Annotated in this window: 19 protein-coding genes; 13 read left to right on the top strand and 6 right to left on the bottom strand. The window is 68.6% G+C overall.

Features of this window, described 5'->3' with window-relative positions:
• Window positions 1–94: 94 nt before the first annotated feature.
• Window positions 95–763 carry a haloacid dehalogenase type II gene (locus U4Z31_RS23750; protein WP_044844272.1) on the bottom strand — a complete coding sequence of 223 codons (669 nt, stop codon included), beginning with the start codon at window positions 761–763 and terminating at the stop codon, window positions 95–97.
• A gap of 470 nt (window positions 764–1233) precedes the next feature.
• Here U4Z31_RS23750 and U4Z31_RS23745 point away from each other — a divergent pair, with 470 nt between their 5' ends.
• The 10 genes from U4Z31_RS23745 (at window position 1234) to U4Z31_RS23700 (ending at window position 12857) form a co-directional block, all read left to right on the top strand.
• Window positions 1234–2094, top strand: a complete 861-nt coding sequence (locus U4Z31_RS23745; RefSeq protein ID WP_044844273.1) for a GNAT family N-acetyltransferase — start codon at window positions 1234–1236, stop codon at window positions 2092–2094.
• Window positions 2095–2106: 12 nt separating this feature from the next.
• A complete protein-coding gene (locus U4Z31_RS23740) occupies window positions 2107–3033 on the top strand; it encodes a glyoxylate/hydroxypyruvate reductase A (protein WP_321811514.1) in 927 nt (308 codons plus the stop codon).
• 160 nt (window positions 3034–3193) lie between these two features.
• A complete protein-coding gene (locus U4Z31_RS23735) occupies window positions 3194–4594 on the top strand; it encodes an aspartate aminotransferase family protein (protein WP_321811513.1) in 1401 nt (466 codons plus the stop codon).
• 86 nt (window positions 4595–4680) lie between these two features.
• The gene (locus U4Z31_RS23730; RefSeq protein WP_006749694.1) at window positions 4681–5172 is read left to right on the top strand and encodes an Lrp/AsnC family transcriptional regulator; all 492 of its coding nucleotides are present in this window, start codon (window positions 4681–4683) and stop codon (window positions 5170–5172) included.
• Between the two features lie 98 nt (window positions 5173–5270).
• On the top strand, window positions 5271–6743 hold the full coding sequence (locus U4Z31_RS23725; RefSeq protein ID WP_321811512.1) for an NAD-dependent succinate-semialdehyde dehydrogenase: 1473 nt from the start codon (window positions 5271–5273) through the stop codon (window positions 6741–6743).
• 201 nt (window positions 6744–6944) lie between these two features.
• On the top strand, window positions 6945–8465 hold the full coding sequence (locus U4Z31_RS23720) for a GGDEF domain-containing protein (RefSeq protein WP_321811511.1): 1521 nt from the start codon (window positions 6945–6947) through the stop codon (window positions 8463–8465).
• Between the two features lie 239 nt (window positions 8466–8704).
• Entirely contained in the window at window positions 8705–10663 is a 1959-nt protein-coding gene (locus U4Z31_RS23715; RefSeq protein ID WP_321811510.1) for a phosphatase PAP2 family protein, read from the top strand.
• A 514-nt stretch (window positions 10664–11177) separates the two neighbouring features.
• Window positions 11178–11468 (top strand): hypothetical protein, encoded by a 291-nt coding sequence (locus U4Z31_RS23710; protein ID WP_321811509.1) that lies wholly within the window; start codon window positions 11178–11180, stop codon window positions 11466–11468.
• Window positions 11469–11661: 193 nt separating this feature from the next.
• A complete protein-coding gene (locus U4Z31_RS23705; protein WP_321811508.1) occupies window positions 11662–12513 on the top strand; it encodes an alpha/beta fold hydrolase in 852 nt (283 codons plus the stop codon).
• Window positions 12510–12857 carry a hypothetical protein gene (locus U4Z31_RS23700; protein WP_321811540.1) on the top strand — a complete coding sequence of 116 codons (348 nt, stop codon included), beginning with the start codon at window positions 12510–12512 and terminating at the stop codon, window positions 12855–12857. Before U4Z31_RS23705 ends, U4Z31_RS23700 begins: the two co-directional genes overlap by 4 nt.
• A 165-nt stretch (window positions 12858–13022) precedes the next feature.
• Here the strand turns inward: U4Z31_RS23700 and U4Z31_RS23695 are convergent, their stop codons facing one another.
• The 5 genes from U4Z31_RS23695 to xylA form a co-directional block, all read right to left on the bottom strand.
• On the bottom strand, window positions 13023–14222 hold the full coding sequence (locus U4Z31_RS23695) for a sugar ABC transporter permease (protein WP_044844279.1): 1200 nt from the start codon (window positions 14220–14222) through the stop codon (window positions 13023–13025).
• Window positions 14219–15778 (bottom strand): D-xylose ABC transporter ATP-binding protein, encoded by a 1560-nt coding sequence (gene xylG / locus U4Z31_RS23690; protein ID WP_321811507.1) that lies wholly within the window; start codon window positions 15776–15778, stop codon window positions 14219–14221. The genes U4Z31_RS23695 and xylG overlap by 4 nt, the downstream gene beginning before the upstream one ends.
• Window positions 15779–15862: 84 nt before the next feature.
• Complete coding sequence (gene xylF / locus U4Z31_RS23685) at window positions 15863–16891, bottom strand: D-xylose ABC transporter substrate-binding protein (protein WP_321811506.1); 1029 nt, start codon at window positions 16889–16891, stop codon at window positions 15863–15865.
• Window positions 16892–17024: 133 nt separating this feature from the next.
• On the bottom strand, window positions 17025–18503 hold the full coding sequence (gene xylB / locus U4Z31_RS23680; protein ID WP_321811505.1) for a xylulokinase: 1479 nt from the start codon (window positions 18501–18503) through the stop codon (window positions 17025–17027).
• 4 nt (window positions 18504–18507) lie between these two features.
• Window positions 18508–19830, bottom strand: a complete 1323-nt coding sequence (xylA, locus tag U4Z31_RS23675; protein ID WP_321811504.1) for a xylose isomerase — start codon at window positions 19828–19830, stop codon at window positions 18508–18510.
• Window positions 19831–20095: 265 nt separating this feature from the next.
• Here xylA and U4Z31_RS23670 point away from each other — a divergent pair, with 265 nt between their 5' ends.
• From U4Z31_RS23670 to U4Z31_RS23660, 3 genes are all read left to right on the top strand, one after another.
• Entirely contained in the window at window positions 20096–21289 is a 1194-nt protein-coding gene (locus tag U4Z31_RS23670) for a XylR family transcriptional regulator (RefSeq protein ID WP_044844283.1), read from the top strand.
• Between the two features lie 27 nt (window positions 21290–21316).
• Window positions 21317–22405, top strand: a complete 1089-nt coding sequence (locus U4Z31_RS23665; protein ID WP_321811503.1) for an aldose epimerase family protein — start codon at window positions 21317–21319, stop codon at window positions 22403–22405.
• Between the two features lie 349 nt (window positions 22406–22754).
• Entirely contained in the window at window positions 22755–23333 is a 579-nt protein-coding gene (locus U4Z31_RS23660; protein ID WP_321811535.1) for a DUF4337 domain-containing protein, read from the top strand.
• Window positions 23334–23694 lie beyond the last annotated feature (361 nt).

Here is a 23694-nt window from a genome sequence, read left to right as displayed (position 1 = left end):
GGGCACGGCGGTCACGCCCCCTTGGCCGCCCCGACAGGCCTGCCGGCACGGCGGCGCGCGCAGGGCACGCAGCCGTCCGCCGGCGCGGCGACGCTTACAGCCCGAGCTGCGTCGCGAGGTGGCCGATGTCCGACACCTCGTAATAGTTGTAGAACGGCGTGCCCGGCTCGTGCCCGCGATTGACGAACGCCTTGTGCTTGATGCCGAGATCCTCGGCCGTCATCAGGTCGTAGCGCAGGCTCGACGACACGTGCAGCACGTCCTCGGGCTTGCAGCCGAGCTTGCCGAACATGTATTCGAAGCCCTGCATGCGCGGCTTGTACGATTGCGCCTGCTGAGCGGTGAACACCGCATGGAACGGCGCGCCGAGCTTGTCGACGTTGCTCATGATCTGCTCGTCCATGGCGTTCGACAGGATCACGAGCTTGTACTTCTGCGCGAGCCGCGACAGGCCGGCCGGCACGTCCGGATGCGGGCCCCACGTCGGCACCGCATGATAGAAGCGCTCGGCCTCGGCTTCGTCGAACGGCGTGCCGATGCGCGCGCAGGTGCGCCGGATCGCGTTCACGACGACGTCGCGGTACGGCTTCCACGCCCCGAGCACCTCGTCGAGCCGATAGGCGGCGAACGCGCGCACGAAATCCTCCATCGCGACCGGCGACAGCCGGTCCGCGTAGATCTCGCGCGCCAGGTCCGCCATCTGGAAGCGGGTCAGCGTGCCGTAGCAGTCGAACGTGATGAACTTCGGTTCAAATTGGATCATGGTGAGGTCCTGTCGGTATGAAACCCCGGCAGGGCCGGGGACGGGCTGGGTTCAATGCAATTGAATCAGGGCAAAAAATCCGTCGCGCATCGTTCGACGCCGGTCGAAACGCAGATTCGCCGCGTGTTGCAGGCCGCGGGCAGCACGATCTGCGGCACGGCCGCGCGCGGCGCCGCGGGCCGCCCGGCATGCTTCGCGCAACCGCGGCGCGCCAACTACCCGGCGGCCCCGGCGCGGCTCGCCCGGGCGGCGCCGCTGCAGTTCCATCGTAGTGTCATTCCCACAGCAGAAGCTGTCGGATTGGCGTGCCGCGCCGGCATGAAGCGCGCGTTCGCGCGCGCCGATCGCGCCGGTTTGCGTCGATCTCGCCCGGCCGCCCGCCGTCGCCGGAAAACAGGCGAATCGTCCTATCCGCGCCGCGGTGTCGCTGGCAGAGTCGATATGTCATTCCTACCCATCCGGAGTCCGGCGTGTCCGATCTCAACCCTTCCAGCACGCTCATCTATCGTCCGTTCACCGACACCGACCTGCCCGCCGCGCATCGTCTGTCGGAAGCGGTCAAGTGGCCGCACCGTCTCGACGACTGGCGCTTCGCGCTCCAGCTCGGCCACGGCTTCGTCGCCGAAGACGAAGGCGGCATCGTCGGCACCGCGCTCGGCTGGCGCTTCGGCGACGCGCACGCATCGCTCGGCATGGTGATCGTGTCGCCCGAGCGCCAGAGCCGCGGCATCGGCCGCGAACTGCTCGCGCGCGTCGTCGACAGCCTCGGCGCACGCACGATCTTCCTGCATGCGACGCCGTCCGGCGAACCGCTCTACGTGAAATTCGGCTTCGAGGCGATCGGCACGATCGACCAGCACCAGGGTGCCGCGTTCCAGCCGCCGCTGATCTCGCTGCCGCCGGGCGAGCGCCTGCGCCCGCTCGGCACCAACGACGGCCCGCGCCTCGCGGCGCTCGCCTCGCGCGCGGCAGGTTATCCGCGCGACGCGGTGATCGATGCGCTGCTCGGCGTCGCGAACGGGATCGCGCTCGATCGCGACGGCGAACTGCTCGGCTTCGCGCTGTTCCGCCGCTTCGGCCGCGGCCATGTGATCGGCCCGGTGGTCGCGCCCGACGCGCTGCGCGCGCAGGCGCTGATCAGCCACTGGCTCGCGCTGCACGAAGGGATGTTCGTGCGGCTCGACGTGCCGGGCGACAGCGGGCTGTCGGACTGGCTGCAGGGGCTCGGGCTGCCGCGCGTCGACACGGTCGTCGCGATGGCGCGCGGCGCCGCGCCCGCGCGCGACCCGGCGCTGCGCACGTTCGCGATCGTGAACCAGGCGCTCGGCTGAGCGGCACGCGCGATGAGCTTTCTCTACAAGGCCGACCCGGTGCGCGGCGCGCAATGGGCGCAGCGCTTCGCGCAACAGGCGCCCGACCTCCCGTTCCGGATCTGGCCGGACCTCGGCGACCCTGAAACCGTCCGCTATCTCGCCGCCTGGCAGCCGCCCGACGATCCGGCCGCGCTGCTGCCGAATCTCGAGGTCGTGTTCTCCGTCGGCGCCGGCATCGACCAGTTCGACCTGTCGCGCGTGCCCGCGCACATCCCGGTCGTGCGGATGATCGAGCCGGGCATCGTCGAAGGGATGGTCGAGTACGTGACGCAGGCGGTACTGACGATCCACCGCGACCTGTTCGACTACGCGGCGCAGCAGCGCGCGCAGGTGTGGCGCGAGCGGCCGGTGCGCGCGGCCGCGTCGCGGCGCGTCGGCGTGCTCGGGCTCGGCACGCTCGGCCAGGCCGTGCTCGACACGCTGCGGCGCTTCGGCTTCCCGTGCGCCGGCTGGAGCCGCACGCCGCGCACGCTCGACGGCATCGACTGCTACGCGGGCGACGCGGCACTCGACGCGTTCCTCGCGCGCACCGACATCCTGATCTGCCTGCTCCCGCTCACCGACGGCACGCGCGGGCTGCTCGACGCGCGCGTGTTCGACGCGCTGCCGGCCGGCGCGTCGCTCGTGCAGGTCGGGCGCGGCCCGCAGCTCGACGAGGCCGCGTTGCTCGCGGCGCTCGCGAGCGGCCGGCTCGACAGCGCGATCCTCGACGTGACGGACCCCGAGCCGTTGCCGGCCGGCCACCCGTTCTGGACCCACGCGCGTATCCGGATCACGCCGCACATCGCGAGCGCGACGCGGCCCGATACCGCGGTCGACGCCGTGCTCGCGAACCTCGCGCGCCACCGCGCGGGCCAGCCGATGATCGGCGTCGTCGATCGCGCGCGCGGCTACTGACGCGCGCGTCCGGCCCGGCGGGGCGCGCAGCAGAAAATGCCGAAGCGTCCCGTGCAAACACCGTTTTCATACGTTTCAGGGCGCAAATTGAAGACACGTGCGGATTTCTCGCCCGGTAGCATGAACTCACGCTGACACCCGACGAGAGTCCCTCCCCGCCATGAACCAAGCCGCGCTGATCGAAGCCGATCGTCAACACCTGATCCACCCCGTCGTCAATTACCGCGTGCACGAGGCGCGCGGCGTCACCGTGCTCGACTCCGCGAGCGGCGTGTTCCTGCGCGACGCCGACGGCCATACGCTGCTCGATGCGTTCTCGGGCCTGTGGTGCGTGAACGTCGGCTACGGCCGCGACAGCATCGTGAAGGCCGCCGCCGACCAGATGGCGAAGCTGCCCTACGCGACCGGCTATTTCCATTTCGGCTCGCAGCCGGCGATCGAGCTGGCCGAGCGGCTCGCCGCGCTCGCGCCGCCTTCGCTGAACCGCGTGTATTTCACGCTCGGCGGCTCGGACGCGATCGACTCCGCGGTGCGCTTCATCACGCACTATTTCAACGCGACCGGCCGCCCGTCGAAGAAGCACATGATCGCGCTCGAACGCGGCTATCACGGCTCGTCGTCGATCGGCGCCGGCCTGACCGCGCTGCCGGCGTTCCACCGTCATTTCGACCTGCCGCGCGCGGACCAGCACCACATCCCGTCGCCCTACCCGTACCGCCATCCGCTCGGCGACGATCCGCAGGCGCTGATCGCCGCGTCGGTCGCCGCGCTGGAAGCGAAAGTCGCCGAACTCGGCGCGGACAACGTCGCCGCGTTCTTCTGCGAACCGGTGCAGGGTTCCGGCGGCGTGATCGTGCCGCCGGCCGGCTGGCTGAAGGCGATGCGCGATGCGTGCCGGCGCCTCGGCATCCTGTTCGTCGCCGACGAGGTGATCACCGGCTTCGGCCGCACGGGCCCGCTGTTCGCGTGCGAGACCGAACAGGTCGACCCGGACCTGATGACCGTCGCGAAGGGCCTGACCGCCGGCTACGCGCCGATGGGCGCGGTGCTGATGTCCGACGAAATCTACGAAGGCATCGCGGGCAGCCGCGCGGAGTCGGCCGCGGTCGGTCACGGGCATACGTATTCCGCGCATCCGGTCAGCGCCGCGATCGGCCTCGAGGTGCTGAAGCTCTATCACGAAGGCGGGCTGCTCGCGAACGGCCAGGCGCTGGCGCCGCGCTTCGCGGCGGGGCTCGATGCGCTGCGCGCGCATCCGCTCGTCGGCGACGCGCGTTCGGCCGGCCTGCTCGGCGCGCTCGAGCTGGTGGCCGACAAGGCGCACAAGACGCGCTTCGACCCGGCGCTGAACGTGCCGGACAAGATCGCGGCGGCCGCGTACGCGAACGGCGTGGTGTTTCGCGCGTTCGGCGACGGCGTGCTCGGTTTCGCGCCGGCGCTGAGCTTCACCGCGGGCGAGTTCGACCTGATGTTCGAACGCGTGCGCAAGACGCTCGACGACGTGCTGGCCGACCCGGGCGTGCAGCGCGCGCTCGACGTCGCGCACGCGCAGCCGGCCTGACGGGCCGAGGGAAAGCCGGGCTTGTGGCGGCCATCGTTCGACTCTAAAGTAACCGGACATTCCATTTTTTCCCCTCTCACGTAACCATGACGGACAGCAAGCTGGATCGCATCGACCTGCGCATCCTCTCCCAGTTGCAGAAGCGCGGCCGCATGACCAACGTCGAGCTGGCCGATGCGGTCGGGCTGTCGCCGAGCCCGTGCCTGATTCGCGTGAAGCGGCTCGAGAAGGCCGGCTACATCGGCGGCTACGGCGCGCACATCCAGCTCGAGAAGCTCGGCGACGTGCAGGTCGTGTTCACCGAGGTCACGCTGGCCGACCACCGGCGCGAGGACTTCGACCGCTTCGTCGCGGCGATCCGCAACGTCGACGAGATCGTCGAATGCCACCTCGCGAGCGGCGGCTACGACTATCTGCTGAAGTTCATCACGCGCAGCGTGAGCCATTACCAGACGATCGTCGAAGGGCTGCTCGAGCAGAACATCGGCATCGAGAAGTATTTCAGTTACGTGATCATCAAGTCGCCGTTCGTCAAACGGCACTATCCGCTCGAATCGCTGTTCGGCGAACGGCACTGACCGCAGCACGCGGCACCCTTGAACGCGGCAGCCCGCTGTCCGCGCGGGGTCGTCGCGCGCCGGCGTCGCCGCCGAACCGCCTCACCCAAGGACCTGTCATGCCGCTTACGCTGTCCCGCACCGAACTCGTTCGCACCGCCAACCTGATCGACGGCACGTGGCGCGACGCGCTCGACGGCCGTCGCTTCGACGTCACCGATCCGGCGACGCTCGACCTCGTTGCCCACGCACCCGACAGCGGCGCCGCCGACGCGCGCGCCGCGACCGACGCGGCCGCACGCGCGCTGCCCGGCTGGCGCGCGACGCCCGCGCGCGAACGCGCCGCGATCCTGCGTGCGTGGCACGCGGCGATCGTCGCGCACACCGACGATCTCGCGAAGCTGATGTCGCGCGAACAGGGCAAGCCGCTCGCCGAAGCGCGCGGCGAAGTCGCCTATGGCGCGTCGTACGTGCAGTGGTTCGCCGAGGAAGCGACGCGCACGTATGGCGACCTGATTCCGCAACAGCAGCGCGGCAAGCGGCTCAGTGCGGTGAAGGAGCCGATCGGCATCGTCGCCGCGATCACGCCGTGGAATTTCCCGCTCGCGATGATCGCGCGCAAGATCGCGCCCGCGCTCGCGGCCGGCTGCACGGTTGTCGCGAAGCCGGCGGAGGACACGCCGCTCACCGCGCTCGCACTGGCCTTCCTCGCGCAGGAAGCCGGCGTGCCGCCCGGCGTGCTGAACCTGATCGCCGCGTCGCGCGAACGCGGCATCGACGCGGTGGCCGACTGGCTCGCCGACGGCCGCGTGCGCAAGATCACGTTCACCGGCTCGACGCCCGTCGGCAAGCTGCTCGCGCGCGAGTCGGCCGCGACGCTGAAGAAGCTGTCGCTGGAGCTCGGCGGCAATGCGCCGTTCATCGTGTTCGACGATGCCGAGCTCGACGCCGCGGTCGACGGGCTGATGGCCGCCAAGTTCCGCAACGGCGGCCAGACCTGCGTGTCGCCGAACCGCGTGTACGTGCAGGCCGGCGTCTACGAGGCTTTCGCCGCGAAGCTCGCCGCGCGCGTTGCCGCGCTGAAGGTTGCGCCTGCAACCGACCCGGCCGCGCAGATCGGCCCGATGATCAACGCGCGCGCGGTCGACAAGATCGCGCGCCACGTCGGCGACGCGATCGAGCGCGGCGCGCGCGTGCTGACGGGCGGCACGCGCCTGACCGAACTCGGGCCGCACTACTACGCGCCGACGGTGCTCGCCGACGCCACCGCCGACATGCAGCTGACCTGCGAGGAAACCTTCGGCCCGGTCGCCGCGCTGTTCCGGTTCGATACCGAGGACGAAGCCGTCGATGCCGCGAACGACACGCCGTTCGGGCTTGCCGCGTATTTCTACACGCAGGACGTGCGGCGCATCGCGCGCGTGTCGGCGCGGCTCGAAACCGGCATCGTCGGGATCAACGAAGGCGCGCTCGCGAGCGAGGCCGCACCGTTCGGCGGCGTGAAGGAATCGGGCTACGGCCGCGAAGGCTCGCGCTACGGCCTCGACGACTACCTGTCGATCAAGTACCTGTGCCAGGGCGGGCTCGACTGATCCCGCGTCGGCGCATGCAGCCGCCCGGCGCTGCCGCGGCTGCATGCCCGTTGCGCGGTGCGCCGCTGCCGCACACGTTTGCGGCGCCGGGTGCCGCGATCTCGGCGCGAATCGGCCTCGATTTCCGGGCATACTTGCCGTTAACCCGGATTTGACCCGCGCCGCTGCAGACGCAGCGAGCTTCCCGCACGAGCGCCAGCCATGCCTGCACCCTCTTCGATCGAGAAAATTGCCGACTGGGCCGGCCGCAATTACTTGATCGTCGGCGTGCTGGGCACGCTGATGTCGCTCGCGGCGCTCGGCATCAGCGCGGCCACGCTGTGGGCCGCACGCAGCGAAGTGGTCGAACATGCGCACGAGACGTCGCGCAACGTCGCCGCCGTCCTGGTCAGCGAGATCGGGCGCACCGTCGAAACGTCCAACAATGCGCTCGTCGCACTCGCCGCCAACCTGCGCAACCCCGCGGTCGCGCACATCGACACCGGGCTGCGTCACGACGTGCTGTTCGAGCGCACGACCGCGCAATACATGACCGGCATGGGCGTGACGAACCGCGACGGCCGGCAGATCGATGGATGCTGCGGCCCGCTCCACAACTGGGATTTCAGCGATCGCGACTACTTCAAGGTTCATCGCGATGCGCACAACGTCGGCCTCTACGTGTCCGAGGCGTATAGCGCGCGTTCGCGCGGCGGCACGAGATCCATCGCGCTGTCGCGGCGCATCGAACGGCCGGATCACTCGTTCGACGGAATCGTGGTGGTCGCGATCGACCTGGCCTACTTCGATCACCTGCTGTCGCGCCTGAACGTCGGACCGCACGGCGTCAGCGCGATCCTGCGCGCGGACGGCACGATCCTCGCGAGAAACCCGCCGTTGAGCGATCAGCAGATCAGCCGGCTGCGCCGCACGAAGTCGTTCGCGCAGATGCTGAGCCGCGACTCGGGCTTCTATGCGGCGCGCTCGAGCATCGACGGCGTCGCGCGGCTTTATACGTACCAGCACGTGCCCGGCACGCCGTTGATCGCGGTCGTCGCCCCGGCCGAGGGCGACGTGCTGGCCGGCATCACGCGCCTGACGTGGACGGTCGGCGTGTCGGCGTCCGTCATCGGCGCGCTGTTCTGCGCGGTGGTGTGGCTGCTCGCGTTCGCGCTGCGCGACAACCTGCGCAAGCAGACGCTGCTCACCGACCAGACGCGCACCGATCCGCTGACGGGCCTGCACAACCGCCGCGCGCTCGATGCCGCGCTCGCCGACGAATGGGAGCGGCTGCAGCGCGGCAGCGGCGGCAGCCTGTCGGTGCTGTTCATCGACGCCGACCACTTCAAGCAATACAACGATCGCTACGGCCATGCGCAAGGCGACACGGCGCTGCGCTTTCTCGCCGAATGCATCCGCGCGAACGTGCGGCGGCGCGGCGACATCGCGGCACGCTACGGCGGCGAGGAATTCGTCGCGGTGCTGCCCGATACGGACGAAAGCGGCGCCGCGGAAGTCGCGGAAGCGATCCGGCGCGCGGTCGAACACAGCCGGCTCGACGGCTTCGATGCAACGATTCCGCCGTTCACGGTCAGCATCGGCTGCGCGACCGGCCATCGCGCGCACCCGCGGACCGTGCATGCGCTGTCGCATCAGGCGGACCTCGCGCTCTACGCGGCCAAGCGGCACGGCAGAAACCGCGTGTGCCGCGCCGACGCGGAACCGGCCGCCGAGGCGGCGTGATCGCGCCGGTTATCGTCGTCGTTCCGGGGAACACCGGTCCGGCAGGACGCACGCATGGCCGGCGCGTTGCGATGCGCTGCCGATGGCCCGCTCGCCTCGTCCATCACGTTCAGTATCACGAATTCACCAAATAGTGAGCATTCGCGCGCTTCGACCGCGCCCCGCAACAAATCCTTAACGGCTGCGTCACGATCGCCCATGACAATCCGCCATCTTCAACACACCGGATGGAGTTTTGCATGTTTGCGTCACGAAGCCGTTTCCCGCTGCACGTCGCAGCGCTGTCGAGTGCGATCGTTCTCGCCGCGTGCGGCGGCGGCGACGATGTCGCGTCGACCACCCCGACCAGCGCGGCCATGCCGGCGCCGCCGGCCGACCCCGGCTTCGTCGACAGCGCACCCGTGCCGAGCGTGCCGGCCTTCGTCGACAACATCGCGACCAATCAGCGCGGCGACGCGCGCTATGCGACGCTGTCGACCAACGCCGCGGTACGCGTGGTGAGCCGCTTCCTCGACCTGTGGCAGCCGTCGACGATGCTCGTCGACGCGGGCGTGACCGCGGCCGCGAACGGCGCGTTTCCGGCGATCTCGCCGTCGACCTGCTCGGGCCTGCCCGGCAGCGGCACGCCGTGCGGCACGATCCTGAACGACACGGTGCTGGCGGCCAATGTTCAATACGTGGTCAACGCAACGACCGCCCGCACGCAACAGCAGGCCGATGCCGCCTACTTCGACGACCGCCGCGGCAAGGGCTACAGCGTGACCGACGGCATGGGCCCGCTCACCGACGCGTGGCGCACGGCCGCGCAGCAGACGACCAGCATCACCAGCGTGCCCGCCGACGCCACCACGGTGCTGTACAACGACAGCGGCAACAACGTCGGCGTCGGCAGCAGCGCCAACGCGAACTTCGGGAAAGTCGTCGACCTGCTCAACGAAATGGGCAACAACGCGTCGACCGAACCGTCGAAGCGCTTCTACAAGTACGCACGGCCGTACCGCTGGAGCGCGAGCGTGGTCGTCGCGCCGACGCTCGTGCCGGCGGAAAGCACGACGCCCGCGACCGACGGCGGCTTCATCAGCGGCCACACGGCCGAAGCGATGCGCGACGCGATGACGATGGCGTGGCTCGTGCCGGAGCGCTTCCAGGAGATGGTCAGCCGCGGCCTCGAACTGGGCGAGAACCGGATCCTCGCCGGCATGCACTCGCCGCTCGACGTGATCGGCGGCCGCATGCTCGCGCTGGCCATCAGCGCGGCGAACCTCACCGCGTACGCGAGCGACGCGCAGGCCGCGTACGGTCAGGCTCACCAGGCGCTTCAGCAACTCACGGGGACGACCGGCGCAACCTTCGCCGCGTTCGCGCATTCGGGCACGACGGCCACCGACCGGTTCGCCGATTACGCGACCAACAAGGCCGCTTTCACGCGCCGCATGACGTTCGGCTTCGGCGCGATCGAATCGACCGATGCACCGGCCGTCGTGCCGAAGGGTGCGGAGGTGCTGCTGCAGACGCGCTTCCCGTACCTGAGCGCCGACCAGCGGCGCGTCGTGCTGAAGACCACCGAAGTGCAGTCCGGCTATCCGGTGATGGACGATGCGGAAGGCTGGGGCCGCCTGAACCTGTTCGCCGCGGGCGACGGCTACGGCGCGTTCAACGGCAACGTGATCGTGTCGATGGATGCGTCGCAGGGCGGGCTCAATGCGGCCGACCAGTGGCGCAACGACATCGCGGGCGCGGGCAAGCTGACGCTGCAAGGCACCGGCACGCTGACGCTGGCGGGCGACAACCGCTATACGGGCGGCACGCAGGTCAGCGGCGGCACGCTCGCCGCGGCATCGGCAAGCGCGTTCGGCACCGGCGACGTGTACGTCGGCGCCGGCGGCAGCGTGAAGATCGCGGCAAGCGCACCCGTCACGATCGCGACGCGCTACACGCAGCTCGACAACACGACGCTCGAACTCGACATCGACGGCAACGGCGGCGGACGCCTGCGCGTGGGCGGCCCGCTCACCGTCGCCGGCGGCACGCTGCACGTGAAGTTCGTGAACGGCTATGCGCCGAAGGCCGGCGACACGATCGCGCTGATCGACGGCGCGGCGGCTTCCGCGAAGTTCTCGACGGTGACGGTCGACGGGGTCAAGGCGACGCCGGTTTATACGGCGACGGGGGTGTCGGTCAGGTTGTCGGCGTCGTAACCGGCAGCGGCCATCGATCCTTGCGACGGCGCCGCCCGTGGGCGGCGTCGGCGGGTACCGCTTCGTCGCGATGACCGGGAACAACGGCAGCGTCCGCGATACGGTGCCGGGCAAACGCGATCCGTTCGCACCGTCGTTCACGTCGGACATCGGTGCGGACGCGACGCTTCATTACCCATTCGAGAGCGCGCGCTGAACGACCTGTTCGATCGCGCCACCTCCGTCAGCGCCTGCAACAGCCCGTGGGGCACGCCGGGCGCCTCGCGTAGCCTGTTTGCGTCGCTCGCCTACGCGTTCCAGTTCGATTCGGTTTCCCGTCGGCGGCCAATCGCCATTCTGCTTCGAAGGTCTCGTTTCTCGGTCGTCATGGTCCGAGTGCATGTGTCCACGCGGACACTCATCATGAGCTTTCGCACAGATAATGACAAATTTCACATACTTTTCGCGCAGCAGATTCGCTAGGATCATTTCCCTGCTTTTCCGATTCATATTTTCTCGCAGGGAATGGCGAAAAATGAAGAAACCTGTCCGACGCGCAATCATGGCATTTGCGCTTTTGATAAATGCGCAGCTTTCGCACGGTCAAGCCATTGCGGCTGACACGCCGCAATCCGATGGCGCTCTGCCCGTGACGCTACCTCAACCGGATTACGCTTCGCAGCGCGTGAAAGTCCGTTTGTCGAGCGCAGAAACGACGCTCGTCCTTCCGTGGTTCGTGGAGGAACTGATCGCGACAATCAACACCAGCCATTCACTGAATGAAGCAGCCAGTGATTATGCAGGGCGTTTAAAGCGTGGTCTTTAATCAATAGTCCGTTACCAAACCTGACGGTAACCAGACGCCAGAACGCCCGCTGCGCCGCATCGGGCACTTTCTGTTTCAGTGCGTACGACGGACATCCGTCATATTTTGAATTGTCGACGGAGCCTATAAGCCATTAACCGTCGGCATGATTGCCCGGCGTTGATGCCGGCACCTTTTCATCAGGAGGTAGCGCATGAACCGCATACCGGACGAATCGACCGCGTTCCGGATCGGTGCTCGCCGCGTTCGAACGATGCAGCTGGACGGCGGCATCCTGGCCGCACAGGTGGGTAGCGAACCGCCCGCGGTCATCGTACTGAACGGCGGACAAGCCTTCGTCTCGAAGACGACCAAACGCCGGCTGCGGCGCGACCTGCTCCGCGTCGCCGGTATCTTGCCGCCCGACACGCCATTCGTCCTGCTCGGGTATCCTGACAAGCCCGGTGCGCAATACCGAATCGCCGACATCGTCGAGCATCTCGCGCGCGGCATCGCCGCGCATTGGCAGTGCACGACGCTCATCGGCATCTCGTTCGGCGGCGTCGTGGCGGCGCGCCTCGCCACCGCCCACCCGGAACGCGTCTCGCGACTCGGGCTGGTGTCGAGTGCGCATCGCCTCGCCCCGAAAGGCTACCGGCTCATCGAGCAGCAAATCGTGCATACGACCCGCTCCGATTTCGTCCGTCTGCTCGAAACGATGTCGGGATGCTTCCGCGCCAGCTGGCGCAACATGCTCCTGCGCGCGGCGCTGTTCAGTCGACGCCGCCACGTCGCGTCATCGGTCAACGAACGACACGTCATCGTCCGCACGCTGCGCGCATTGCGTGACGATGCACGCGACGATTCGCCGTGGCCGCGGCGGATCCGCGCGGATACGTTGATCGTCGGCGGCGCCGACGACCCGATCTTCGCCGACGCGGCGCTCGAAACTTCCGCGTGGGTGCCGTCGGTGACCCATCATGCGCTGCCAGGCGAAGGGCACATGGTGATGATCGAGCGCAGGAAGCAGGTTGCGCGACTCGTTCGGACTTGGCTCGCCGCGTGATCCTGATGTTCGTGTCCGACATAGACGGCTGCACACGATCGATCCCTGAGATCTGGCGCACGACGCGGCCGCACCGGGTACGAAATATGCGCACATCCCGGATTGCCGGTTGCCCGGCAGATATTGCAACGCAGGCAACCGGCGTCATGACCCACAATTACAGGAGAAAAGTGATGACCCTGCTTATCTACCTGCTCGGATGGATCGTTTTCATCGCCGGCGTGGCATGGGGCCTGATGACGCTGCATGTGTCGCAGCACATCATCGAGATCGTCGCCGTCATTCTGTTCGGCATCGCGGTAATCACGGGCGCGACGCGCGCGCGCCATCGCGACCGCACGTAGTCGCGGAACGGGCGCCGGATTCCGCTGCATTCAGGCGTCGCGCAGGTCAACGGCCCGTCGCCGGACGCCCGCGCGGGTTATCCGTACCACCCGCGGCGGCGCTTCGTGCCGCCGCCGCGGGCGTGCGTCGATTTCATCGAGGCGCAGGCGCGGTAGAACGCCGCCTCAGCGCCGGTTCGAGCGCGACACCACGTCGATCCACACGGCCAGCACCAGCACCGCGCCCTTGACGATCATCTGCCAGTACGCGTCGACGTCGAGCATCGACATCCCATTGTCGAGGCTCGCCATCACGAGCGCGCCGATCAGCGCGCCGTAGACGGTGCCCGACCCGCCGCGCATCGACGTGCCGCCGATGAAGCACGCGGCGATCGCGTCGAGCTCGCCCATCGTGCCGGCCGACGGCGAGCCGGCCGCGAGCCGCGCGGTGTTGACGATGCCCGCGAACGCGCACATCAGCCCCATCAGCGCGAAGATCGCGAGCTTCACGCGATCGGTGTCGACGCCCGACAACCGCGTCGCCTCCAGGTTCGAACCCACTGCATAGATGCGCCGGCCGAACACGGTCTGCGTCGCGATCCACGAGAACGCGCCGAGCAGCGCGAGCAGCAGCAGCACGGGCACCGGAATGCCGCCGTAGCGGTCGAGCGTCGCGACGAACGCGAACAGCACGGCCCCGGCGCCGACGACCTTCGCGACGTCCTGCCACAGCGGCGCGACGGCGAGCCGGTAGCGGTGCCGCGTGGCGCGCTGCCGCAGCACCAGCAGCGCGACGAGCGCGAACAGCAGCACCGCGAGGCCGTCGCCGGCCGCGCGCGGCAGATAGCCCTGGCCGATGAACACGAAGCCGTCGGACACCGGCGCGATCGTCGAGCCGCCCGTCACGCCGAGCAGGATCCCGCGGAACGCGAGCATCCCGCCCAGCCCGACGATGAACGACGGCACGCGCCGGTAGGTCGACCACCAGCCGTTGAACAGCCCGACCAGCACGCCGAGCGCGAGCACCGCCGGCACCGTCACGGCGACCGGCCAGTGCCGATTGACGTCGAGGATCGCCGCGACACCGCCGAGCAGCCCGAGCAGCGAGCCGACCGACAGGTCGATCTCGCCCGCGATGATCACGAACACCATGCCGCACGCGAGCATCCCGGTGATCGACATCTGCCGCAGCAGGTTCGACACGTTGCGCGGCGTGACGAACGCGCCGTCGGTCAGCACCGAGAAGAACACCCAGATCGCCGCGACCGCGAACAGCAGCGCGAGGACCTTGTAGCGCACGAACACCTGGCGCAGCGGATGGCCGTGCGTGCGACGCGCGTCGGCGCCCGGCGGCACGGCGGGAGAAGAAGACAGTTCGGTATTCATGGCGCACTCGCTGCAATGGGTTCGGACGGCTGCCGCGCGGGTTTCAGCGCGGCGCCGAGGATCTGTTCCTGCGTGAGACCGTCATTGACGAAATCGCCGCGCAGCTCGCCTTCGCCGATCACCAGCACACGATCGGCGAGCCCGAGCACTTCCGGCAGCTCCGACGACACGACGATCAACGCGACGCCGCGTTTCGCGAGCGCGAAGATCAGCCGGTAGATCTCGGCCTTCGCGCCGACGTCGACGCCGCGCGTCGGTTCGTCGAGGATCAGCACCTGCGGGTCGGCCAGCAGCATCCGCGCGAGCACGGCCTTCTGCTGGTTGCCGCCGGACAGGCTCGCGATCGGCAGGAACGGGTGGGCCGCGCGCACCGACAGCCGCTGCATCTCGGTGCGGATCGCATCGAGTTCGGCGGCCGCGTCGATCCTCCCGCGCGCGGCGAACCGGCGCAGCACCGACAGCGTGATGTTGTGGCCGACCCCGAGTTGCGGCACGATCCCGTGGCGCTTGCGATCCTCCGGCACCATCGCGATGCCCGCGCGGATCGCATCGGCCGGCGAGCGGATCGCGAGCGGCTGGCCGTTCATCCGCACGGTCGCCGTGCTCGCCCCCGGATACGCGCCGAAGATCGCCTGCATCAACTCGGTGCGGCCCGCGCCGACGAGCCCGGCGACGCCGAGGATCTCGCCGCGCCGCACGCTGAACGACACGTCGTCCACGCGCTTGCGGCGCGGGTTCGCCACGTCGTGACAGGTCACGTTGCGCGCCTCCAGCACGACGTCGCCGATCTCGTGCGGCTCGCGCGGATACAGGTTGCGGATCTCGCGGCCGACCATCATCGCGATGATCCGGTCGGTGGTCAGCGCACGCATCGGCTCGGTCGCGACATGCCGGCCGTCGCGGATCACGGTCACCGTGTCGCACACTGCGTCGACTTCGTCGAGCTTGTGCGAGATGTATACGCACGCGACGCCGCGGCGCTTCAGGTCGCGCACGATGTCCAGCAGGATGCGCGTCTCGGCGGCACTCAGCGACGACGACGGCTCGTCGAGGATCAGCAGCTTCGCGCGCTTGTTCAGCGCCTTCGCGATCTCGATCAGCTGCTGATGGCCGCCGCCGTAGTTCATCACCGGCTGCGCGACGTTGATCGCGTCGATCCGCAGCTCGCGCAGCAGCGCTTCCGAACGCCGCACCATCTCCGCATAGTGCATGCGCCCGCCGGGCAGCGTGATCTCGTTGCCGAGGAAGATGTTCTCGGCGACCGACAGCTCGGGCACCAGCATCAGTTCCTGGTGGATGATCACGATGCCCGCGCGTTCGGTGTCGCGCACGCCGGACGCCGCGAGCGGCGCGCCTTCCCAGCGGATCTCGCCGTCCCACGTGCCGTGCGGGTAGACGCCCGACAGCACTTTCATCAGCGTCGACTTGCCGGCGCCGTTCTCGCCACACAGGCCGACGCACTCGCCGGGGCGCACGGTCAGGTCGATGCCGTCGAGCGCCTTCACGCCGTCGAATGCCTTGACGATGCCGCGCATCGTCAGCAAGGGTTCGGTCATACGTTCATTGCCTCGCAGTGCGCACGCGGCCGGACCATGTGCGGCCGCACCTCGCCGGCCGCGTGCATCATGCCCATCGAGCGGTTACTGGCTCGCGAGCTGGGCCTGGGTGTAGAAGCCGTCCTTCACGACGACGTCGACGTTGCGCTTGGTCAGGAGCGTCGGCTGCAGCAGCACCGTGTCGACCTTCATCTTGCCGTTGTCGTATTGCGCGTTGAACGCGGGCTTCGTACCCTTCGCGAGATCGACCGCGAGCTTCGCGGCTTCGCTCGCGATCAGCTTCAGCGGCTTGTAGACGGTCATCGTCTGCGTGCCGGCGATCACGCGCTTGACCGCCGCGAGATCCGCATCCTGCCCGGACACGGGCACCTTGCCGGCCAGGTGCTGCGCGGCGAGCGCCTGGATCGCGCCACCCGCGGTGCCGTCGTTCGACGCGACGATCGCATCGATCTTGTTGTTGTTCGCGGTCAGCGCGTCCTCGACGATCCGCAGCGCGGTCGATGCGCTCCACTCCGGCACCCACTGCTGGCCGACGACCTTGATGTCGCCGCGGTCGATCGCCGGCTTCAGCACCTTCAGCTGGCCCTCGCGCAGCATCTTCGCGTTGTTGTCGGTCGGCGCGCCGCCGAGCAGGAAATAATTGCCCTTCGGCTTCGCGTCCAACACGCCCTGCGCCTGCAGCTCGCCGACCTTCTGGTTGTCGAACGAGATGTACGCGTCGACATCCGCGTCGAGGATCAGGCGGTCGTACGACACGACCTTGATTCCGGCCTTGCGCGCTTCGGCGACGACGTTGCCGAGCGTCTTCGAATTGAACGGCACGATCACGATCACGTCGACGCCGCGCGAGATCAGGTTCTCGATCTGCGAGATCTGCCGCGCCTCGCTCGCGTCGGCCGACTGTACGGATACCTTGGCGCCTAGCTTCGTCGCGGCCGCGACGAAATAGTCGCGATCGCGCGACCAGCGCTCGACGCGCAGGTCGTCGATGCAGAAGCCGATCTCGGGCTTGTCCTTGCTCGCATGCGCGAGCGGCGCGCCCAGCGCGAACATCGCCAGCGCAGCGGCGCCGGCAAGCGAACTCAATACGGTACGACGCGTCACGGATTTCATTGTCTCCACTCCTTGTTATCGAACTTGTCGAACTACCTCACGAACATCGGGCGGGCGCATGAGTGCGCCGCCCGCATCGAGTCCTCGCAACGCGCGGCATCGTGCGATGCGAACCGCGCGCGCCATCCGCGCGTCACGCGCCCGTCGCGAACACCGGTTCGAGCGCGCGATAAAGCGCACGAAACGTCGGCCGCCGCATGTCGCGATACCACGCGTGCCGCGCGAGATCGGGCTCGCGCACCGCGACGACCGGCGGTTGCGGGCACACGTCGCCGAGCGGCGTATCCGGTTCGAGCGCGAGGCGAGCAAGGCGCGCGGCACCGAGCGCCGGACCGACCTCGCCTCCCGCGCGCAGCGTCAGCGCGCGTCCGCTCAGGTCGGCGAGCATCTGCGTCCAGTAAGCACTGCGCGAGCCGCCGCCGATCACCGTGATGCCGTCGGGCTCGAGCCCGGCCGCATGCAGCGCATCGATGCCGTCGAGCAGCGCGAAGCCGACGCCTTCGAGCGTCGCGTTCGCGAGATCCGCGCGCCGTGTATCGGGCGTCATCCCATAAAAGACGCCCTTTGCATTCACGTCGTTGTGCGGCGTGCGCTCGCCGCTCAGGTAAGGCAGGAACCACGGGCGGCTCGCGCGCGCGTTCGCCTCGGCATCGGCGAGCAGCGCCGCGACGCCGTCGTAACCGGTCAGTTGCGCGGTGAAGTCGATGCAGCCGGCCGCGTTCAGCATCACCGACATCAGGTGCCACGTATCGGGCAGCGCATGACAGAAGCTGTGCACCGCCGATTCGGGGTTGGCGCGAAACCCGTCCAACACCGCGAAATACACGCCCGACGTGCCGAGCGACAGCAGTGCATCGCCGGGCCGCACGATCCCCACGCCGACCGCGCCGGCCGCGTTGTCGCCGCCGCCGGCCACCACCGGGATCTCGCGCAGCCCGAGTGCGCGCGCGATGGCCGGCAGCAGCGTGCCCGTCACGCGGTTGCCCTCGAACACCGCCGGCATCTGCGCGCGCGACAGCCCGCACGCGCCGAGCAGCGTGTCGTCGTAGTCGCGCTTCGCGACGTCGAGCCACAGCGTGCCGGCGGCATCCGACGGATCGGTTGCGAACGCACCGGTCAGCCGGTAGCGCAGATAATCCTTCGGCAGCAGCACGTGCGCGATGCGTGCGAACACATCGGGCTCGTGCCGGCGCACCCACAGCAGCTTCGGTGCGGTGAAGCCCGGCATCGCGACGTTGCCTGCCACCGTGCGCAGCGCGGGCGCGAGCCGCTCGAGTTCCGCGCACTCCGCATCCGCGCGGCCGTCGTTCCACAGGATCGCGGGACGCAGTACGTCGCCATGCGCGTCGAGCAGCGTCGCGCCGTGCATCTGGCCGGTGAGCCCGAGTGCGGCGATGTCGCGCGGATCGATGCCGCCCGCGCGGGCATCGGCGACGACCGCGGCGAGCGCGCCGCAGGCGGCGTCCCACCAGTCCTGCGGCGCCTGTTCCGACCAGCGCGGCCGCGGCCGGCTCACCGCCAACGGGTGGCTCGCGCTTGCCCGCACCGCACCGTCGCGATCGAGCAGCACCGCCTTCACGCCCGACGTGCCGAGATCGAGTCCGAGATACATGGCGTCAGCGCAGCCCGTAGATTGCCTGGTTCACGATGTTCTCGAGCCGCTCCTGCGCGCCGCTCGCGTGCCGCGGGTCCACGCCGCGCGCGAGCGCGTCATCCGCGAGCGACTGCAGCGTGTAACCGCCCGACAGGATCTTGCGGCCGAACGCGTCGTCCCACTGCGCGTAGCGCTGCCGGCGCAGCGCGTCGAGCCGGTCGTTCTCGACCAGCACCGCCGCGCGTTCGAGCGCGAGCGCGAGCACGTCGATCGCGCCGACATGGCCGTAGAACAGGTCTTCCGGATCGACGCTCTGGCGCCGCACCTTCGCGTCGAAGTTCATCCCGCCGGTCGTGAAGCCGCCGTGGCGCAGGATCTCGTAGAACGCGAGCGTCAGCTCCTCGACGCTGTTCGGGAACTGGTCGGTATCCCAGCCGTTCTGCGGATCGCCACGGTTCGCGTCGACGCTGCCGAACACGCCGAGCGCGAACGCGTTCGCGATCTCGTGATGGAACGAATGACCGGCGAGCGTCGCGTGGTTCGCCTCGATGTTCACGCGGATCTCGTTCTGCAGTCCGTATTGCACGAGAAAGCCGTGCACGGTCGCGACGTCGTAGTCGTACTGGTGCTTGGTCGGCTCCTGCGGCTTCGGCTCGATCAGCAGCGCGCCCGTGAAGCCGATCCGGTGCTTGTGCTCGACCACCATCGACAGGAAGCGCGCGAACTGCTCGCGCTCGCGCTTCAGGTCGGTATTGAGCAGCGTCTCGTAGCCTTCCCGGCCGCCCCACAGCACGTAGTTCTCGCCGCCGAGCCGGTGCGTCGCGTCGAGCGCGTGGCACACCTGGGTCGCGGCCCACGCGAATACGTCCGGGTTCGGGTTCGTCGCGGCGCCCGCCGCGAAGCGCGGGTGCGAGAACAGGTTCGCGGTGCCCCACAGCAGCCGCACGCCGCTCGCCTGCTGGCGCTCGCCGAGATAGTCGACCATCCGCGCGAAGTTGGCCGCGTATTCGCGCAGGGTGTCGCCTTCCGGCGCGACGTCGGTGTCGTGGAACGTATAGAAAGGCGTGCCGAGCTTCGTGAAGAACTCGAATGCCGCGTCCGCCTTCATGCGCGCACGTTCGAGCGCGTCGCCAGGCTGATGCCACGGCCGCCGGAACGCGCCCTGCCCGAAGATGTCGTGCCCCGGCCACACGAACGTATGCCAGTAGCAGACGGCAATCCGCAGATGCTCGGCGAGCGTCTTGCCGAGCACGCGCTTCTCGGCGTCGTAATGGTGGTAAGCCAGCGGGTTGTCCGACTGCGGGCCTTCGTAGCGAATCGCGGGAATGTGTTCGAAATACGACATGGCGTCTCCGTGCAGGGTCTTGTTGCGGCGCAACGCGCGTCGCGACGACGACGCACGCGGCCGAATCCGGTTGGCTGGATCGTGCCCGCGCGCCTGCCGGCCGGCAATTGCGAAATTGCGCACCACGCTTAACGTTTCTTGCCAGCCGCTGCGCGCGGTGCGCGTTCCGGCCTACAATCGCCGGACACCAGAGCATCGCGCGGCACCGTCCGCGCGCCCGGAGACAACGGCAAGACGCCCGAGCGGCGCCCGCCCCGAGACCGACATGACCCGCGCCTCTTCCGCCCAGACACCGCACCGCATCGCGCTGCTGTTCAACGCGAACAAGGTCTACGACCGCGAGATCATCAGCGGCATCGGCCAGTACCTGCACACGACGCGTGTCGTGTGGGACCTGTTCCTCGAGGACGACTTCCGCTGCCGGCTCGCCGGCATCGAACGCTTCGACGGCGACGGCATCATCGCGGACTTCGACGATCCGGCCGTCGCCGACGCGCTCGCCGGCTCGCCGCTGCCGATCGTCGCGGTCGGCTCGTCGTACGAAGATCCCGCGCAGTATCCGCACGGCGTCCCATATATTGCGACCGACAACCCGAAGCTCGTGTCGCTCGCCTATACGCACCTGATCGGCGCGGGGCTCGCGCATTTCGCGATGTACAGCCTGCCGGTCGCGCAGGAGAACCGCTGGGCGCAGCAGCGCGAGCTCGCGTTCGATCGCCTCGCGCGCGCCGACGGGCTCGACGCGCCGATCTACCGCGGCCTGTCGACGAGCGCGTCGGGCTGGAATCACGCGATCGAGCAGCTGATCGGCTGGCTGCATGCGCTGCCGAAGCCCGTCGGCGTGATCGCGGTCACCGATGCGCGCGCGCGGCATCTGCTGCAGGCGTGCCTGATCGCCGGCATCGCGGTGCCGGAACAGGTCGCGATCATCGGCATCGACAACGATCCGCTCACGCGCACGCTGACGCGCATTCCGCTGTCGTCGGTGATCCAGGGCACCGAGGAAATGGGCCGCACCGCCGCGCACCTGCTGCACCGGATGCTGCGCGGCGCGCGTTTTCCCGGACAGCGCATCCTCGTGCCGCCGGTCGGCATCAACGTGCTCGAATCGACACGCCACCAGCCGCTCGCGAGCCCGCACGTGATGCGCGCGCGGCATTTCATCCGGCAGTACGCGTGCCAGGGGATCAAGACCGAACAGGTCGCCGACTACGTCGGCGTGTCGCGCTCGCTGCTCGAAGAACACTTCCGGCGCGAACTGCAGCGCACCGTGCACCAGGAAATCCTGCGTCACAAGCTCGAGGCCGCGCAGGCGCTGCTCGCGAGCCGCAACGCGTCGAGCGCGGAAGTCGCGATCCGCTGCGGCTTCACGTCGTTGCAATACATGTACGCGGTATTCCGCCGCGAACTCGGCTGCACCCCGCGCGAATACCAGGAGCGCACCGCGCCCGCCCACTGAATTCACCGCTCACGAGCGAACCCACTCATGCATATCGACACCGACTCTTCCCGTCCGGCATCCGACGCGGGCCGCATTCCGTCCGAACCGTGGGGCACGCTGCCCGGCGGCGATCCGGTGCGGCGCTACACGCTGCGCAACGCGCACGGGATGCGCGTCGTCGTCAGCGATCTCGGTGCGACCGTCGTGTCGTGGCTCGCCCCCGACCGCACCGGGCGCTTCGCCGATATCGTGCTGGCGCACGACACGCCGGCCGACTACGTCGAGTCGGGCGCCTACTTCGGCGCAACGGTCGGCCGCTGGGCGAACCGCATCGCGAATGCGCGCTTCGCGCTCGACGGCGTCGACCACACGCTCGACCGCAACGAGAACGGCAACCTGCTGCACGGCGGCGCGAGCGGCTTTCACCGCGCGCGCTGGGACGTGGTCGACGACCGTGGCGGGCTGACGCTGCGGCTCGATTCGCCGGAAGGCGATGCGGGATTTCCTGGTAACGTGACGGTGCAGGTACGTTATACGCTCGACGACGACGGCACGCTGACGATCGACTACGCGGGCGTGACCGATGCGCCGACGCCGCTGAACCTGACCAATCACAGCTACTTCAACCTGAGCGGGCGCGCGGGCAGCGACGTGCGCGGGCACTTGCTGCAGATCGACGCCGACGCGTTCGTCGAAGTGGACGATGCGCTGATCCCGACCGGCACCGCCGACGTGACGGGTAGCGCGTTCGATTTCCGGCAGAGCGCGCCGATCGGCGCGCGCCTCGACTGGCCGCATGCGCAGCTCACGCGCGGGCGCGGCTTCGACCATTGTTATGTGCTGCGCGAGCCTGGGCGCGGCGTGCGGCCCGTCGCATCGATCTACGATCCGGAAAGCGGTCGCGAACTCGCCGTGTCGACTGATCAGCGAGGGCTTCAGCTGTATACGGGCAACTATCTGGACGGTGTGCGCGTGAGCGGCGGCGGGTCTTGCGTACGACATGCGGCGCTGTGCGTCGAAGCCGGGTGCTTTCCGAACCAGGTCAACATGGACGCGTTGCGCGACGAAACCATCCTTCGTCCGGGCCGGACCTATCGCCAGACGACGCGGTATCGGGTCGGCGTTCGCGGGTAGCGGTAGCGGACACGTCGGGCCGGGTCGGGTCGCATGCGAACGCGCCAGTCCGCAAACTGCCATGTACACCGGTCGGCATGCCCGCTCCGAAACCACTGGGTCAATCACGTCAACCGGGATACCGAATCGGTCCAGGCAGCGGCCGCCTGAGGTTTATCGTCTATCCGCCGCGATGCGGTCCCAGAGGATCCGGATCCGTCGCTGAACATGGCGCGAGACGCGCCGGTTGGCGCGTCGCGCGAAAGCATCGCCAGCACGCAAACCTGTGTCAGACTCCCATGTGCGATCGAGCGTCCGTGCGCAGTCGGCCGGCGCCGGATTTCATTCAACTCTTGCGGGTTCCTTACGGATGTCTGAAGAATACGAAGTTCATGGCCCTCACGACCATGCGGTGGAACATCATGCGGCTCACGGCGGCGATCAAGGTACGTCGCGCATCGCCGTGCTGACGGCCGTGCTTGCCTGCTTCGGTGCGATATCGGCCTACCAGAGCGGTGCCGACGAAAGCCTCGCGCTGCTCTACAAGAATGACGCCGCGATCCGGAAAACCGAGGCTGCGAACCAGTGGGCCTACTATCAGGCGAAGGGCAACAAGCAGAACCTCGCCGAACTCGGCGCGGCGTTGAGCCCGGACGCGTCGCCGCAGCGCAAGCGGTTCGAGGCGGACGCCGCACGATACCGCGCCGACAAGGAACCGATCCGGGCGCAAGCCGAGGCGCTCGAAAAGGAAGTCGAGAAGAACAACGCGGCCAGCGAGGCGCGGATGCACCGACACCATCGGTGGTCGCAGGCGACGACCGTCATCCAGATCTCGATCGCGCTGGCGGCGATCACGATCCTCACGCGCCGTTCATGGATGCAGGGCCTGTCGATCGGCGTGGCCGCAATCGGCATCGCGATCGCGGGGTTGGCGTTCTTCGGGGTTTGATTGACAGCGAGGCCGTCGCAGTCCGGTCGTATCTCGACCGTGCCGTGTTGTATACGTGAAGCCACGCGCGCATCGTGCCCAACGTGCTCCCGGCGCGGCGATCATCGTCGTGGTCAGCGTGGCTTCATGCAGTCAGACGGCTCAGGATTCGCCACGAACGGCACCTGAGAAAAAGCACGACTCTGCGCCGGGGCGCAAGATTGATCCGCCTGTCTCTCCTCACCGTCCCCACACCTGTCGCCAGATAGTAGGCAACGCACGCGTTCTTTGCGTTGGCATCGGCGGCTGCGCTACGCTCGATCCGGCCTCTCATCGAGGCCGAAATTTAAGCGCTTAAACCGATGAAGCCCGCGATCCTGCG

The sequence above is a fragment of the Burkholderia sp. BCC1985 genome (assembly GCF_905339915.1).
Taxonomy (GTDB): domain Bacteria; phylum Pseudomonadota; class Gammaproteobacteria; order Burkholderiales; family Burkholderiaceae; genus Burkholderia.
Note: the sequence above shows the minus strand (reverse complement) of the source record. Positions and strands in the feature narration are given on the sequence as shown.